Origin of the sequence: Aliivibrio fischeri ATCC 7744 = JCM 18803 = DSM 507 (assembly GCF_023983475.1) — a bacterium.
GTDB classification, from domain to species: Bacteria; Pseudomonadota; Gammaproteobacteria; order Enterobacterales; family Vibrionaceae; genus Aliivibrio; species Aliivibrio fischeri.
The window spans coordinates 810,091-826,179 of sequence record NZ_CP092712.1; the positions used below are offsets into that span (position 1 = coordinate 810,091).

Consider the following 16,089-nt stretch of genomic DNA (forward strand, 5'->3'; position numbering starts at 1 on the left):
AAGTGGTGATAAAAATGCTTATTTAACCATTTTATCGGCACTCTTATGGATTGCATAAGACAAAATGGTTAAATAAGCACAAGCGGATATCCGCTTATGCTTTAGTAGAAAAGTAATAAGAAAAATGGTTCAAATTACTTTTTTTATCGTTTCTTAGTTCGCTACGATGTTTAATAACTTACCAGGTACGTAGATAACTTTACGAATTGTTAAGCCATCTAAGAACTTCATTGCGTTTTCGTCTTTTAGACCAAGTTCACGTACGTGTTCTTCTGTTGCATCAGCTGCAACAACAAGTTTTGCACGAAGTTTACCGTTGATCATTACTACGATTGTTTTTTCATCTTCAACTAGTGCATTCTCATCGAATGTTGGCCATGTTGCAGAATCTAAATCTGATTCACCTAGTGCTTCCCACATTGCAAAACTTGCGTGTGGTGTCATTGGGTAAAGCATAGCAACAACCGCTTTTAGTGCTTCATCAAGAAGAGCACGATCTTGTGCTGATTCTTGAGGTGCTTTGTTTAGCTTGTTCATCAATTCCATAATAGCAGCGATTGCTGTATTGAATGTTTGACGACGGCCAATATCATCACTTACTTTTGCGATTGTTTTGTGAACGTCACGACGAAGTGCTTTTTGACCACCTGTTAGTGATGATGTATCTAGCGCTTCAGTTGTGCCTTTGTTTGTGTGCTCGTGAACCAGTTTCCATACACGTTTAAGGAAACGGTTTGCACCTTCAACGCCAGACTCTTGCCATTCAAGTGTCATGTCTGCTGGTGAAGCAAACATCATGAATAGACGAACGGTATCAGCACCGTATTTGTCTACCATTTCTTGTGGATCGATACCGTTGTTTTTAGACTTAGACATTTTGATCATGCCTGAGTGTTCAACTTCACGACCTTGGTCATCAACGGCTTTCTCGATACGACCTTTAGCATCACGCTCGATAGTTACATCCGTAGGAGCAACCCACTCTTTACCGCCTTTGTCGTTGGTGTAGTAGAATGCATCGGCAAGTACCATACCTTGACATAAAAGCTGTTTGAATGGTTCGTCAGAAGTAACATAACCCGCATCACGTAGAAGCTTATGGAAGAAGCGAGAATACAATAGGTGCATACAAGCGTGCTCGATACCACCAATGTATTGGTCTACTGGTAACCAGTAGTTTGCTTTTTCTGGATCTAGGATATCGTCTGCTTGTGGTGAACAGTAGCGAGCGTAGTACCAAGATGATTCCATAAAGGTATCGAACGTATCTGTTTCACGTAGAGCCGGTTCGCCGTTAAATGTCGTTTTAGCCCACTCTTTGTCTGCTTTAATTGGACTAGTAACGCCATCCATTACCACGTCTTCAGGAAGAATTACTGGTAATTGGTCAGCAGGTACTGGGTGAACTTCACCATCTTCAGTGGTTACCATTGGGATTGGAGCGCCCCAGTAACGTTGACGAGATACACCCCAGTCACGTAGACGGAAGTTTACTGTTTTCTTACCTTTGCCTTCCGCTTCAAGTTTCGCTGCGATAGCATCGAATGCTTCTTGGAAAGCAAGGCCATCGAATTCACCAGAATCGAATAGAACGCCTTTTTCTGTGTAAGCCGCTTCAGATACATCTAAATCAGAACCATCTTCTGGCTTGATTACAGGGATAATATCTAGGCCGTATTTAGTTGCAAATTCAAAGTCACGTTGATCGTGAGCAGGAACCGCCATTACCGCACCTGTGCCGTAATCCATTAATACGAAGTTAGCAACAAATACTGGTACTTCACGACCATTTAATGGGTGAATAGCACGTAGACCAGTGTCCATGCCTTTCTTTTCCATTGTTGCTAATTCAGCTTCAGCAACTTTAGTGTTACGGCATTCTTCAACAAAAGCGGCTAACTCAGGGTTATTTTGAGATGCTTTTTCTGCAAGAGGGTGACCAGCAGCAATACCAACGTAAGTTACGCCCATTAGCGTATCAGGACGTGTAGTATATACTTCTAAAGGTGCTTCTTCGCCGTTTACAGCAAATGAAAGCTCAACGCCTTCAGAACGGCCAATCCAGTTACGTTGCATGGTTTTAACCATTTCAGGCCAACCATCAAGGTTATCTAGATCATCAAGAAGCTCTTGTGCGTATTCAGTAATTTTAATGAACCACTGTGGAATTTTCTTTTGTTCAACAGGGGTGTCACAACGCCAACAACAACCGTCTTCAACTTGTTCGTTAGCCAGAACCGTTTGGTCATTAGGACACCAGTTTACAGAAGAGGTTTTCTTGTAAACTAGACCTTTGTTGTACAGTTTTGTGAAGAACTCTTGTTCCCAACGGTAGTACTCAGGTGTACATGTTGCAAATTCACGATTCCAATCGTAACCAAAGCCTAATAGCTTAAGTTGGTTCTTCATGTACTCGATATTTTCATAAGTCCAAGGTGCTGGAGCTGTTTTATTTTTAACAGCCGCATTTTCAGCAGGAAGACCAAACGCATCCCAACCAATAGGTTGCATTACGTTTTTACCTTGTAGACGTTGGTAACGAGAAACTACATCACCGATAGTGTAGTTACGAACGTGACCCATGTGTAGACGACCACTTGGGTATGGGAACATTGAGAGACAGTAGAATTTTTCTTTATTTGCGTCTTCAGTTACAACAAACGTTTTGTTGTCGTCCCAATGTTTTTGGATCTTTTGTTCAAGATCCTGTGGATTATATTGTTCTTGCATCGATTTACCCAGTTATGTCAGTGGATCACAAAAAATGTGAGATCGGTTTGATCAGATAATACTTGATCGGCATAGAATAACTAATGGAGCGCTTATACTCAAGCGACCTGATAACCTTTAACTCACTCTTCGCTATATAAATCTAGTGAAATCTTGGAGGTGACTTATGTCTAAGCAAAAAACAGGTTATAACGCCGTCTTTGAGCGGGTAATGAATGTATTAGAAAGAAGTCCTGAAGAATTTGAACATTGGGCTAAATCTTCAGAGGAAGTGGTGGATGCCGCTTCTGATATGACTAAAGATGAGCTTGCTCTCATTTCCACTTACGTTAAACGTGATATTAAAGAATTTGCTCAAAGTTATGAAGAGAGTAAAAGCACATTCCCTGATTCGCCTTTCTACCGATTAATTGCGGATTCAATTTGGCATGGCTTATTGGAGATAACCGATAGAACGCAAGTTGAATGGAAGGAGGTCTTTGATGATTTGGAGCATCAAGGGGTATATCAGGCAGGAGAGGTTATTGGTTTAGGTATTCTAGTGTGTGAAAAGTGCGGGCATCGTGAGCAATTTAACCACGCTCAAATCATAGAGTCGTGTACTCACTGTCAACATGAAGAATTTACAAGAGTTTCTTTAAAACCTTAGTTTAAAAGGCTATTGGTTAAAGGTCTGTATATCAAAAAGAGATACAGACCGTAAGATGTTACATATTGTCTTTTCGTTTACGCCAAGCAACAAGCAGAAATAGACCGACTAATAAGTATAAAGGAATCGAACCCCAGTAGCGGTAAGGGGTAGTCCCTGTAGTAGGAATAACCTCTCCACGTAATACTGCAGTAGTGAACTGTGGGATTTGTTTTGTTATATGCCCTTTATGGTCAGTAATTGCTGTAACCCCGTTGTTAGTTGAACGAATTACTGGTTTCCCTATCTCTAACGCTCGCATTTGAGCCATTTCCATGTGTTGTAATGGACCAATAGAAGTACCAAACCATGCATCATTAGACAGGGTTAAAATATAATCGGTTTGTGGTGTGATATTTTCTCTCACTTGTTCCCCATAAACGATTTCGTAGCACAATGCAGGGGCTAAATGAGTGCCGCTAGCTTCCATATTTGGTTGAATATAATTACCTCGGCTAAATGATGACATAGGTAGATTAAATATTGGTGCAATTGGGCGTAATAAATTTTCAAAAGGGACGAATTCACCAAATGGAAGTAAATGGTGTTTGCTGTATCTTGGTTGCTGTCCGTAATCGTATCCATTAGTGCCGTTAACACCTAATGAAATAATGTTATTGTAGAAATTACCGGTAGGGCTTTGACCTACAATCCCGGTGATAACTGTGCTGTTATTCATTGATGCAGCACTATCTAAGTTGCGAAGAAAGCTAGGGATCTCTACTTCTAATGCTGGAATAGCGGCTTCTGGCCATACAATGACATCGGCATCCCAATTTTTACGTGTTAAATCCATGTACTTCATGATCGTTGGCCAACGCTCGCTCGGTAGCCATTTAATTGCTTGATTGATATTCCCTTGAATTAACGCCACTTTAGTTGCTTTATCTGCTTGAGGTGTAACCCAATCAAAAGGTTTTATAGCAAAAGATGTCGCTAAAATTACAGCTGGAATAAGTAATAGAGACCATTTCTTTTCAAGGAAACTGTACGCAATAGTGCCAACAGATAGAAGGATCATTATAGTAATACCTTCAACGCCTAATATTGGTCCCCAAGCTGACAGTGGGCTATTAATTTGGCTGTAACCTAGCCATAACCATGGAAAGCCAGTAAATACCCAACCACGAAGCCAATCGGTGATAATCCAAAGAGCAGGTGCGGCAAGTAAATACTTTGTGATGTTGTGATTGCTAAAAAAGCGTTGTAAAAGAAACGAGAATAGCATTGGATATAACGAAAGGTAGCTGATCAGCCCTATCATTAAAAATAGACTGGCAGCAACAGGCATACCACCAAAATTATCGATACTGACATGAACCCAACTCACACCTGCACCAAAGTAGCCTAAACCCCAAACAAAACCTAACCAAGTGGCTTTTTTGGTTGTTTGCTTATGCATTAGTAATAAAAGGATTAAAGGCGCAATAAAAGCAAAAGGCCATAAAGAGTAGGGAGCAAAAGCAAGGGTTGCACTTGCGCCAGAGAGTAAAGCAACAAGAAGGCGAATAAAGTAATGAGAAAGTAAAGGCATCGGCTATAACTCAAATAGATGGTAAGTAGCGAAAGAGAGTTAGTCTGTATAAATTAGATAAAGTTCAGCCACTGAAATATCAGTGGCTGATTTTGTTATTCTTCTTCAGGATCTTTGTTTTCAGATTCTTTATCAGGAATCGTCACTTGAAGTTGAATAATACGACGGTTGTCTGCAGCAGTAACTTTGAATGTAAATCCTGAGATTTCAATCGTTTCACCACTTTCTGGTAAATGACCAAATCCAGTTAATACAAGACCACCTACAGTATCAATTTCTTCGTCGCTGAAGTTGGTTGAGAACGCTTCATTAAAATCTTCGATTTCAGTTAATGCTTTCACAGAGAATGTGTGTTTGCTTAACTGACGAATGTCTTTTTCTTCTTCGTCATCAAATTCATCTTCAATGTCACCAACGATTTCTTCTAAGATATCTTCAATGGTAACTAGACCAGAAACTCCACCAAACTCATCGACAACGATGGCCATGTGGTAACGCTCTTCTCTAAACTCTTTTAAAAGCTTATCAACACGTTTGCTTTCTGGAACTACAACAGCAGGTCTAATAACTTGCTCTATTTCAAAGGCTTCACAGTCAGAGCCTAAGTATCTTAGTAAGTCCTTCGCAAGGAGTATACCTTCAACATGGTCTTTATCTTCACTGATCACTGGGTAGCGTGAGTGAGACGCTTCAATGATGGTTGCTATCAGTGATTCAAGGTCTTGAGTTTTCTCGACCGTGACCATTTGAGAGCGAGGTAACATAATGTCTCTTACTCTCATTTCGGCTATTTCCATAACACCTTCAAGCATATCTCGAGTGTCATGGTCGATAACTTCATTTTCTTCAGAGTCTCTAAATACATCAACCAACTCTTGGCGATCTTTAGGTTCTCCTTGAAATAGTTGTGAAAGGCGTCCTAAGAAGGACTTTCTACTCGGACCTTCTGTATTCTGTGAATTTTCGTCGTTCATGGCTTCTTTTAAAGTAAATGCTATCAATGTGGATAGCGCACATTAGTAACTACGGGTTATTCCGTTGTTATTTCTCAGCAATATATGGGTCTTCAAATCCCATACCTTGCATTAATTCTGTTTCGAGCGATTCCATCTCTTCAGCTTCATCATCTTCGATATGGTCATAACCTAGCAGATGAAGACTACCATGTACAACCATATGAGCCCAATGTGCTAATAATGGCTTATTTTGCTCGATAGCTTCTTCTTCAACAACTTGGCGACAGATAATTAAATCGCCAAGTAAATCGAGTTCAAGACCAGGAGGAGCTTCAAACGGAAATGAAAGTACATTAGTTGGCTTATCTTTACCACGATATTCGTGATTTAATTCATGACTTTCTTTTTCGTCTACAATACGAATGGTTAATTCGGCTTGCGGTTGAAATTGTGGAATAACTGCATTTAACCATGTCATCAGATCTTTTTCTGATGGTAAGCCGTTTTCATTTTCACATGCAATTTGTAGATCGAGTTCAATACTCATTGTTCACCTGATTTTGTTACTGATTATTTTCTGCTTCAGCCATACGAGCATCACGCTCCTGCTTTCTGCGTATTTCCTCTAGTTTACGCTCTTTTTGATCTTTTGCTTCCCATTTTTCATAAGCGTTCACAATTCGAGCTACGACAGGATGACGAACCACATCATCTGCAATAAAGAAGTTGAAGCTGATTTCATCTACTTCAGAAAGTACTTCAATCGCGTGACGAAGACCTGATTTAGCGCCACGAGGCAAATCAATTTGAGTTACATCGCCAGTAATAACCGCACGTGAATTAAAACCAATACGAGTTAAGAACATTTTCATTTGTTCTACAGTTGTATTTTGGCTTTCATCTAGGATGATAAAGGCATCGTTAAGGGTTCTACCACGCATATAAGCAAGTGGAGCTACTTCAATGACGTTGCGTTCAATAAGTTTCTCAACACGCTCAAAGCCAAGCATTTCAAATAGCGCATCATAAAGAGGGCGTAAATACGGGTCAACCTTTTGGCTAAGATCACCTGGTAAAAAGCCTAATTTTTCACCCGCTTCAACAGCTGGACGAGTAAGCAGGATACGACGAACTTCTTGGCGTTCTAAAGCATCAACGGCAGCAGCAACCGCAAGGTAGGTTTTCCCTGTACCTGCAGGGCCAATGCCAAAGGTAATATCATGAGTTACCATATTGGTTACGTATTGCGCTTGGTTTTCGGTTCTTGGCTTTATTAACCCTTTTTTGGTTTTAATAAAGACTTCTTTTCCATAAGGAATGGTTGAAACGTCTTCTTTCGCCTGTTCTAAAACACCGGATTCTTTTACCGCTAAATGGATTTGTTCTGGCTCAATATCAGGGTATTGATTCTTTACAGGAGCGGTATCGACGTATAGATCTTTGAGAATATCAATAGTAGCTGAAACGGTATGAGGTTTACCGACCACAGTAAATAGGTTGCCTCTATAGTTAATCTCCACCCCTAAACGACGTTCAAGGTGCTTGATGTTGTCATCAAAAGGCCCACAAAGGCTAGATAAACGATGATTGTCTGCTGGCTCTAAGGTCAACTCTAATTTGGTTGTTTTAATGCTCAATGTCACCTCGCATAAAGTAACTAGTAAGATATCTATACAGTATTTATTGGGTAAATAAGGTATTTTCTCAAGACTATAAAAGAAAAAAGATGACTGAGTAACCTCAATCATCTTTATTTGTCTTTGATTTTATTAAAGAGATCACACTATGGCGTAAAAGTACCTACACCAAGATCATCTTCACGACGTGTTTTTTCCATCATTTCTGCTGGAGTCATAACAACACGTAAACCCATGTCTTTTTCTGTACGAACTAGTTCACCACGCAGTGAGTTTGCAAATACATCTGTGATTTTAACATCAACAAATTGACCAATAAGATCCGCTGAACCTTCAAAGTTTACAACACGGTTGTTTTCAGTACGAGCACGAAGCTCCATCAGGTTTTTCTTCGATGGGCCTTCAACCAATACACGTTGCTCTGTGTCTAGCATTAAACGAGAGTAGCGCATTGCTTGGCTGTTTACTTGCTGTTGCAGTTCAGCTAGGCGATCTTTCTTCTCTTGTTCAGGGATATCACATGGATAATCAGCAGCAGGTGTTCCTGGACGTGCAGAGAAGATGAAACTAAAGCTCATGTCGAAATCAACATCTTTAATCAGTTTCATTGTATCTTGGAAGTCTTTCGCCGTTTCACCAGGGAAGCCAACAATAAAGTCAGAACTGATTTGAATATCAGGACGAGCTTTACGTAATTTACGAATGATTGATTTATATTCAATCGCTGTGTGAGGACGCTTCATCATGGTTAAAATACGATCAGAACCACTTTGAACAGGTAAGTGTAAGAAACTTACTAGCTCTGGCGTATCTTCGTATACAGCGATGATGTCATCACCAAACTCTAATGGGTGGCTTGTTGTAAAGCGTAAACGGTCGATACCATCGATAGATGCAACCATACGTAGTAATTCAGCAAATGTGCAGATATCACCATCGTGCATTGGACCACGGTACGCGTTAACGTTTTGACCTAATAGGTTTACTTCGCGTACGCCTTGCTCTGCAAGTTGTGCGATTTCAAATAATACGTCATCAAGAGGACGACTTACTTCTTCACCACGAGTGTATGGAACAACACAGTAAGTACAGTACTTAGAACACCCTTCCATAATAGAAACGAATGCTGTTGCACCTTCTGCCTTTGGTTCTGGAAGGTTGTCGAACTTTTCGATCTCTGGGAATGAAATATCCATTACTGGCTTTTCATTTGATTGAGATTGACGGATCATTTCAGGTAAACGGTGTAAAGTTTGTGGACCAAAGATAACGTCAACATATGGAGCTCGTTGGCGAATATGATCACCTTCTTGAGTTGCAACACAACCACCAACACCGATCACTAGATCTGGTTTTTTATCTTTTAGGTTTTTCCAGCGGCCTAATTGGTGAAACACTTTCTCTTGTGCTTTTTCACGAATAGAGCAGGTATTTAATAGTAGAACGTCAGCTTCTGTTGGTTCTTCTGTTAATTCATAACCATTTGCGGCACCTAAAAGGTCGGCCATTTTAGATGAATCGTATTCGTTCATCTGACAGCCCCAGGTTTTGATCAGCAGTTTCTTAGTCATGTAACTTTTCACTCGTTTTGTATTACTAAAATTCGGTACAGTTTTGAGAGACAAGCTCGATCAAAACGGATAGGGCGCGTATTGTACTGCTTTCCAAGCGCTGTGACTAGGTGTAGTAGACCATGAAAATTATAAGGACATGCAGTGAGTGATTTCGATTACTGATAAATCAGGCTAGAATAAGGGAAAATAATTGATTCAATAAGGTCGATGGATGATAAAAGAATATGATTATGCCGTAGTCGGTGGTGGCATGGTTGGCGCAGCAACTGCGGTTGGTTTGGCTAAATTAGGTCACTCAGTTGTTTTGCTTGAAGCAAGAGAACCAGCGGTTTATGACAAAGCACAACCTATGGATATTCGAGTTTCGGCTATTTCACAATCATCAGTCGACTTATTAGATTCTTTAGGTGCTTGGAAATTTATAAGCGAGACAAGAGTATGTCCTTATAAGCGATTAGAAACGTGGGAACATCCTGAGTGTAGGACGCGTTTTCATTCAGATGCTCTTAATCTGGAACAACTTGGCTTTATTGTTGAAAACCGATTAATCCAATTAGGTCTTTGGAATGAATTTTCTCATTACAGTAACCTAAATGTACTCACTCCAATAAACATTAATACAATCACTTTTCATCAAGAATACAATGAGTTAACTCTAAGTGATAATTCCGTATTAAAAGCAAAATGGGTGATTGGAGCTGATGGCGCTAACTCTTATGTTCGTCAACAAGCAAAAATAGGAATAACTGCTTGGGATTATCGTCAACATTGTATGTTGATTAATATTGAAACCGAGCAAGAACAGCAAGACATTACATGGCAATGGTTTACACCGTCAGGGCCAAGATCATTCTTACCTTTATTTGGAAATAAAGGCTCATTAGTTTGGTATGACTCACCTACTCGTATTAAGCAATTAACTGCAATGAGTAATACTCAATTAGAAGAACAAATCAAGCGACACTTTCCTGCAGAACTTGGTGGTTTTAAAGTTGAACGCTTTGGTTCTTTTCCTCTTACACGCAGGCATGCTCAACAATATGTAAACCATCGGTGTGTGTTACTTGGTGATGCGGCACATACCATTAATCCGCTAGCAGGGCAGGGTGTTAATTTAGGTTTTAAAGATGTGAATGTCTTTTTAGAAGAAGTCGAAAAAAATGGCGTAGAGAGTGATAAAGCGCCAGTAAGATATGAAAACAGAAGACGAACAGATAATTTACTAATGCAAACCAGTATGGATGTTTTTTATACCTTATTTAGCAATACACTGCCTCCGGTTAAATTATTACGTAATATTGGATTAAGAGCTGCAGAATCAGCAGGTCCATTAAAGATCCAAGCATTGAAATATGCATTAGGGTTATAGAAAATATTAGGGACAAGGGACAAGGGACAAGGGACAAAAAACGAAAGGTGATCATTAATTGGTCACCTTTTTTGTATCTGATTAACTAATTATCCTGATTGGCATGAGCGGATGAAAATAGGATCTTACAGACGAAAAAAAAGCCCATCAAATTAATGATGAGCTTTTTAAAAGTGGCTGGGATACCTGGATTTGAACCAGGGAATGGCGGCATCAAAAGCCGCTGCCTTACCGCTTGGCGATATCCCAACGAGATTCTTACGAACCTAAATAATGGTGCGGTCGGAGAGACTTGAACTCTCACACCTCGCGGCGCCAGAACCTAAATCTGGTGCGTCTACCAATTCCGCCACGACCGCACAAATTTTATAGTGAAATTAGAGATTGGTGATCTAATAACACTTTTTCCTTTCTTACTTACTCTCAAGTTAATGAGGAAGAGAAGAATGGTGGCTACTACGGGATTTGAACCTGTGACCCCATCATTATGAGTGATGTGCTCTAACCAGCTGAGCTAAGTAGCCATTCAATTAATGGTGCGGACGGAGAGACTTGAACTCTCACACCTCGCGGCGCCAGAACCTAAATCTGGTGCGTCTACCAATTCCGCCACGTCCGCACAAATATTGTAGTGAAATTGAAGATTGGTGATTCAATAACACGTTGTCATAATCGAAATAAATCAATTACGTTTTAAAATGGCTGGGATACCTGGATTTGAACCAGGGAATGGCGGCATCAAAAGCCGCTGCCTTACCGCTTGGCGATATCCCAACGAGATTCTTACGAATCTAAATAATGGTGCGGTCGGAGAGACTTGAACTCTCACACCTCGCGGCGCCAGAACCTAAATCTGGTGCGTCTACCAATTCCGCCACGACCGCACAAATTTTATAGTGAAATTAGAGATTGGTGATCTAACAACACTTTTTCCTTTCTTACTTATTCTCAAATTAATGAGCAAGAGAAAGAATGGTGGCTACTACGGGATTTGAACCTGTGACCCCATCATTATGAGTGATGTGCTCTAACCAGCTGAGCTAAGTAGCCATTCAATTAATGGTGCGGACGGAGAGACTTGAACTCTCACACCTCGCGGCGCCAGAACCTAAATCTGGTGCGTCTACCAATTCCGCCACGTCCGCACAAATATTGTAGTGAAATTGAAGATTGGTGATTCAATAACACGTTGTCATAATCGAAATAAATCAATTACGTTTTAAAGTGGCTGGGATACCTGGATTTGAACCAGGGAATGGCGGCATCAAAAGCCGCTGCCTTACCGCTTGGCGATATCCCAACGAATTTTTTTACTAAACAATTAAAAAATGGTGGCTACTACGGGATTTGAACCTGTGACCCCATCATTATGAGTGATGTGCTCTAACCAGCTGAGCTAAGTAGCCATTCAATTAATGGTGCGGTCGGAGAGACTTGAACTCTCACACCTCGCGGCGCCAGAACCTAAATCTGGTGCGTCTACCAATTCCGCCACGACCGCACAAATATTGTAGTGAAATTGAAGATTGGTGATTCAATAACACGTTGTCATAATCGAAATGAATCAATTATGTTTTAAAGTGGCTGGGATACCTGGATTTGAACCAGGGAATGGCGGCATCAAAAGCCGCTGCCTTACCGCTTGGCGATATCCCAACGAGATTCTTACGAATCTAAATAATGGTGCGGACGGAGAGACTTGAACTCTCACACCTCGCGGCGCCAGAACCTAAATCTGGTGCGTCTACCAATTCCGCCACGTCCGCACAAATATTGTAGTGAAATTGAAGATTGGTGATTCAATAACACGTTGTCATAATCGAAATGAATCAATTATGTTTTAAAGTGGCTGGGATACCTGGATTTGAACCAGGGAATGGCGGCATCAAAAGCCGCTGCCTTACCGCTTGGCGATATCCCAACGAGATTCTTACGAATCTAAATAATGGTGCGGTCGGAGAGACTTGAACTCTCACACCTCGCGGCGCCAGAACCTAAATCTGGTGCGTCTACCAATTCCGCCACGACCGCACAAATTTTATAGTGAAATTGAAGATTGGTGATCCAATAACACGTTATTATAATCGAAATGAATCAATTACGTTTTAAAGTGGCTGGGATACCTGGATTTGAACCAGGGAATGGCGGCATCAAAAGCCGCTGCCTTACCGCTTGGCGATATCCCAACGAGATTCTTACGAATCTAAATAATGGTGCGGACGGAGAGACTTGAACTCTCACACCTTACGGCGCCAGAACCTAAATCTGGTGCGTCTACCAATTCCGCCACGTCCGCATTCTACTATTTTAACGTTAATACGTTAAGTAGAAATTTTATTTTAATCGACAATTGGATAATCAATTAAAAATTGTATGGTGGCTACTACGGGATTTGAACCTGTGACCCCATCATTATGAGTGATGTGCTCTAACCAGCTGAGCTAAGTAGCCAAATTGTATTGCATTTCTTGCTTGTCTCTCTTTCGCCTTAGCGGTGAGGACGGAGCGCATTATGCGTATCTAAGGCTTATGCGTCAACACTTTTTTGAAAAAAACAGTAATTCTTTGTTTGTTCGAACGGAATTTAATCAAACCGTGCTTTTTATATGCAAATATGAGCATAAATGAATAAAACTCAGTATATAAGAGATAAAAAGGGGGGAAGAAAAATAACAGAGGACTGGTTGAAAAGTAATCTTAAGTGGTTGAATTATTAGCAAGTAATAAAAAGGCCAGCAAATTTGCTGGCCTTATTTAATTATACGTTGAAGCGGAAATGAACAACATCACCATCTTTAACGATATATTCTTTACCTTCTAGACGCCATTTACCTGCTTCTTTAGCACCACTCTCACCGTTGAACTCGATGAAGTTGTCGTAACCAATAACTTCAGCACGGATAAAGCCTTTTTCAAAGTCAGTATGGATCTTACCAGCAGCTTGTGGTGCTGTAGCTCCTACAGGGATAGTCCATGCACGAACTTCTTTAACACCAGCAGTGAAGTAAGTTTGAAGAGTAAGCAGTTCGTAACCAGAACGGATTACACGGTTTAGACCTGGTTCTTCGATACCCATATCAGCAAGGAACTCTTCACGATCTTCATCGTCAAGTTCAGAAAGCTCAGATTCAATAGCAGCACAAACAGGAACAACCACGTTGTTTTCTTTTTCTGCGTATTCACGAACCATATCTAGGAATGGGTTATCTTCGAAGCCATCTTCGCTTACGTTAGCAATGTACATGGTTGGTTTTAACGTTAGGAAGTTTAGGTAACCAATAGCTGCCGCTTCTTCTTTCGTTAGCTCAACAGTACGAGCCATACCACCTTCAGTTAATACTGGAAGCAGTTTCTCAAGTACAGAAATTTCAAACTTCGCGTCTTTGTCTCCGCCTTTTGCTTTTTTCGCATTACGTTGCATTGCACGTTCACACGAATCTAAATCAGCAAGAGCAAGTTCAAGGTTGATGATCTCAATATCTTCAATTGGTGAGATCTTACCAGCAACGTGAATGATGTTTTCATTTTCAAAACAACGAACAACATGACCAATTGCATCTGTTTCACGGATGTTTGCTAGGAATTTGTTACCTAGACCTTCACCTTTAGATGCGCCTGCCACTAAACCAGCGATATCAACGAATTCCATTGTAGTAGGAAGAATACGTTCTGGTTTTACGATTTTTGCTAATGCATCTAAACGTAGATCAGGAACAGGAACCACACCTGTGTTTGGTTCAATTGTACAGAAAGGGAAGTTTGCTGCTTCGATTCCTGCTTTTGTTAGTGCGTTAAATAGTGTTGATTTACCAACGTTTGGAAGACCAACGATTCCGCATTTAAAACCCATGATGTAAACCTTATCTGTGTTATTCAGCTTTGAATGTGTGTAAACGATTTTGTGCTTTGCTTAATCCATCTTTGAGAAGGATATCAAGGCAGCGTGTAGATTCATCTACTGCAGCATCGATTAATTCTTGCTCTTTAGTTGGCGCTTTACCTAAAACAAAACCGGCAACTTTATCTTTATGGCCAGGATGACCAATGCCAATACGAAGGCGGTAAAACTCTTTCGTATTCGCTAATTTACTAATGGTGTCACGTAAACCGTTATGGCCACCGTGTCCACCACCTTTTTTAAATTTAGCAACACCAGGAGGGAGATCCAGTTCATCATGAGCAACAAGAATTTCTTCTGGTTTGATCTGATAGAACTTTGCCATCGCAGCGATAGCTTTACCTGATAGATTCATAAAAGTGGTTGGGATCAACAATCGAAGATCATCACCATTACTTTGGATCCTACCAGTTAAGCCGAAGAATTTAGCTTCTTCTCGCATAGAAACATTATGAACTCGAGCGAGTTCTTCAACAACCCATGCACCAGCATTATGGCGAGTTCTTTTATACTCAAGACCAGGGTTTGCTAGTCCAACGAGAAGTTTGATCTGATTACTCAAAGAATTATCTCTCTTATCTTGGATACTAATATGATTAATGAACTTGTTTAGAGCGTATGAGAGCTAAATACAATTAATGATATTAGTATGCACCATTAAAAAGGCGCGCCATATTACCACAAGAATTCCAAATACAAAAACGCCCCGCAAAGGCAGGGCGTTTGAATAGATTTCTGTTTGATTAGTGATCAAACATTGCAGAGATAGACTCTTCATTGCTGATACGACGAATCGCTTCAGCTAGCATGCGAGAAAGGCTAAGTTCAGTTACTTTACCTGTTGCTGCCATTTCTTTAGAAAGAGTAATTGAGTCAGTTACGATAACTTGGTCAAGAACTGAGTTTGCAATGTTTTGTGGTGCACTACCAGAGAATACTGCGTGAGTTGCGTATGCAAATACACGTTTTGCGCCACGCTTTTTAAGCGCTTCAGCTGCTTTACATAATGTACCGCCAGTATCGATCATGTCATCAACGATTACACAATCACGACCGTCAACATCACCAATTAGGTTCATTACTTCAGAAACGTTAGCACGTGGACGGCGCTTATCAACGATAGCGATATCAACATCACCTAATGCTTTTGCTGTTGCACGAGCACGAACAACACCGCCTAGGTCAGGAGAAACAACAACAGGGTTTTCTAAACCACGAGTACGCATGTCATCAAGCAGTACAGGAGTACCGAAGATGTTGTCTACAGGTACGTCGAAGAAACCTTGAATTTGTTCAGCGTGAAGGTCGATAGTTAAAACGCGGTCAACACCAACGTTTGAAAGCATATCAGCAATAACTTTTGCAGTGATTGGTACACGAGCAGAACGTACACGACGATCTTGACGAGCGTAACCAAAGTATGGGATTACCGCAGTAATACGGCCAGCAGAAGCACGACGAAGTGCATCAATCATCACTACTAATTCCATAATGTTGTCATTAGTAGGAGCACAAGTCGATTGAATGATGAAAACATCACTACCGCGTACATTCTCGTTAATTTGAACGGCTACTTCGCCGTCAGAAAAACGATCTACAGTAGCGTCACCAAGTGAAATATATAGTCGATCAGCGATACGTTGGGCTAGTTCAGGAGTTGCATTACCAGCAAATAGCTTCATGTCAGGCACGGTGGAAACCTC

The 16,089-nt window shown here is 40.7% G+C and carries 11 protein-coding genes and 18 tRNA genes; 2 read left to right on the forward strand and 27 right to left on the reverse strand.

The annotated features are described in order from the left end of the window. Positions 1-153: 153 nt before the first annotated feature. Entirely contained in the window at positions 154-2,730 is a 2,577-nt protein-coding gene (gene leuS, locus AVFI_RS03845) for a leucine--tRNA ligase (protein ID WP_054776186.1), read from the reverse strand. A gap of 166 nt (positions 2,731-2,896) precedes the next feature. Here leuS and AVFI_RS03850 point away from each other — a divergent pair, with 166 nt between their 5' ends. Next, entirely contained in the window at positions 2,897-3,379 is a 483-nt protein-coding gene (locus AVFI_RS03850; protein ID WP_065597183.1) for a zinc ribbon-containing protein, read from the forward strand. A gap of 58 nt (positions 3,380-3,437) precedes the next feature. Here the strand turns inward: AVFI_RS03850 and lnt are convergent, their stop codons facing one another. From lnt to miaB, 5 genes are all read right to left on the reverse strand, one after another. Next, positions 3,438-4,952: an apolipoprotein N-acyltransferase gene (lnt, locus tag AVFI_RS03855; protein ID WP_065597182.1), complete on the reverse strand. Its 1,515-nt coding sequence runs from the start codon at positions 4,950-4,952 to the stop codon at positions 3,438-3,440. 95 nt (positions 4,953-5,047) lie between these two features. Next, positions 5,048-5,926 (reverse strand): CNNM family magnesium/cobalt transport protein CorC, encoded by an 879-nt coding sequence (corC, locus tag AVFI_RS03860; protein ID WP_005418183.1) that lies wholly within the window; start codon positions 5,924-5,926, stop codon positions 5,048-5,050. A gap of 67 nt (positions 5,927-5,993) precedes the next feature. Then, positions 5,994-6,455, reverse strand: coding sequence for an rRNA maturation RNase YbeY (ybeY, locus tag AVFI_RS03865; protein WP_012533592.1), 462 nt, complete (start codon positions 6,453-6,455; stop codon positions 5,994-5,996). 16 nt (positions 6,456-6,471) lie between these two features. After that, a complete protein-coding gene (locus AVFI_RS03870) occupies positions 6,472-7,545 on the reverse strand; it encodes a PhoH family protein (protein ID WP_005418188.1) in 1,074 nt (357 codons plus the stop codon). Between the two features lie 146 nt (positions 7,546-7,691). Next, on the reverse strand, positions 7,692-9,116 hold the full coding sequence (gene miaB, locus AVFI_RS03875; protein WP_005418189.1) for a tRNA (N6-isopentenyl adenosine(37)-C2)-methylthiotransferase MiaB: 1,425 nt from the start codon (positions 9,114-9,116) through the stop codon (positions 7,692-7,694). A 214-nt stretch (positions 9,117-9,330) separates the two neighbouring features. On the opposite strand from miaB, the gene AVFI_RS03880 reads away from it, so the two are divergent. Then, positions 9,331-10,488, forward strand: a complete 1,158-nt coding sequence (locus AVFI_RS03880; RefSeq protein WP_188863889.1) for a 2-octaprenyl-3-methyl-6-methoxy-1,4-benzoquinol hydroxylase — start codon at positions 9,331-9,333, stop codon at positions 10,486-10,488. Between the two features lie 174 nt (positions 10,489-10,662). Here the strand turns inward: AVFI_RS03880 and AVFI_RS03885 are convergent. The 21 genes from AVFI_RS03885 to AVFI_RS03985 all read right to left on the reverse strand — a co-directional run bounded on the left by AVFI_RS03885 (position 10,663) and on the right by AVFI_RS03985 (position 16,077). Further along, positions 10,663-10,737, reverse strand: a tRNA-Gln gene (locus tag AVFI_RS03885). Between the two features lie 25 nt (positions 10,738-10,762). Further along, a tRNA-Leu gene (locus AVFI_RS03890) sits at positions 10,763-10,847 on the reverse strand. An 88-nt stretch (positions 10,848-10,935) separates the two neighbouring features. Then, positions 10,936-11,012 (reverse strand) — tRNA-Met (locus AVFI_RS03895). 10 nt (positions 11,013-11,022) lie between these two features. Beyond that, positions 11,023-11,107, reverse strand: a tRNA-Leu gene (locus AVFI_RS03900). A gap of 80 nt (positions 11,108-11,187) precedes the next feature. After that, positions 11,188-11,262, reverse strand: a tRNA-Gln gene (locus AVFI_RS03905). A 25-nt stretch (positions 11,263-11,287) separates the two neighbouring features. Further along, positions 11,288-11,372 (reverse strand) — tRNA-Leu (locus tag AVFI_RS03910). Positions 11,373-11,461: 89 nt separating this feature from the next. After that, positions 11,462-11,538 (reverse strand) — tRNA-Met (locus AVFI_RS03915). 10 nt (positions 11,539-11,548) lie between these two features. Continuing rightward, a tRNA-Leu gene (locus tag AVFI_RS03920) sits at positions 11,549-11,633 on the reverse strand. A gap of 80 nt (positions 11,634-11,713) precedes the next feature. Further along, positions 11,714-11,788 (reverse strand) — tRNA-Gln (locus AVFI_RS03925). Positions 11,789-11,817: 29 nt separating this feature from the next. Then, positions 11,818-11,894, reverse strand: a tRNA-Met gene (locus AVFI_RS03930). Between the two features lie 10 nt (positions 11,895-11,904). Next, a tRNA-Leu gene (locus AVFI_RS03935) sits at positions 11,905-11,989 on the reverse strand. 80 nt (positions 11,990-12,069) lie between these two features. After that, positions 12,070-12,144: transfer RNA gene (locus tag AVFI_RS03940), tRNA-Gln, on the reverse strand. A gap of 25 nt (positions 12,145-12,169) precedes the next feature. Beyond that, positions 12,170-12,254: transfer RNA gene (locus AVFI_RS03945), tRNA-Leu, on the reverse strand. 80 nt (positions 12,255-12,334) lie between these two features. Beyond that, positions 12,335-12,409 (reverse strand) — tRNA-Gln (locus AVFI_RS03950). Between the two features lie 25 nt (positions 12,410-12,434). Beyond that, positions 12,435-12,519 (reverse strand) — tRNA-Leu (locus AVFI_RS03955). 80 nt (positions 12,520-12,599) lie between these two features. Beyond that, positions 12,600-12,674, reverse strand: a tRNA-Gln gene (locus tag AVFI_RS03960). A gap of 25 nt (positions 12,675-12,699) precedes the next feature. Beyond that, a tRNA-Leu gene (locus AVFI_RS03965) sits at positions 12,700-12,784 on the reverse strand. 78 nt (positions 12,785-12,862) lie between these two features. Next, a tRNA-Met gene (locus tag AVFI_RS03970) sits at positions 12,863-12,939 on the reverse strand. Positions 12,940-13,246: 307 nt separating this feature from the next. Then, the gene (gene ychF / locus AVFI_RS03975; protein ID WP_005418193.1) at positions 13,247-14,338 is read right to left on the reverse strand and encodes a redox-regulated ATPase YchF; all 1,092 of its coding nucleotides are present in this window, start codon (positions 14,336-14,338) and stop codon (positions 13,247-13,249) included. A 19-nt stretch (positions 14,339-14,357) separates the two neighbouring features. Next, positions 14,358-14,948 (reverse strand): aminoacyl-tRNA hydrolase, encoded by a 591-nt coding sequence (gene pth, locus AVFI_RS03980; protein WP_005418195.1) that lies wholly within the window; start codon positions 14,946-14,948, stop codon positions 14,358-14,360. Positions 14,949-15,129: 181 nt separating this feature from the next. Beyond that, positions 15,130-16,077 carry a ribose-phosphate pyrophosphokinase gene (locus tag AVFI_RS03985; RefSeq protein ID WP_054776196.1) on the reverse strand — a complete coding sequence of 316 codons (948 nt, stop codon included), beginning with the start codon at positions 16,075-16,077 and terminating at the stop codon, positions 15,130-15,132. Positions 16,078-16,089 lie beyond the last annotated feature (12 nt).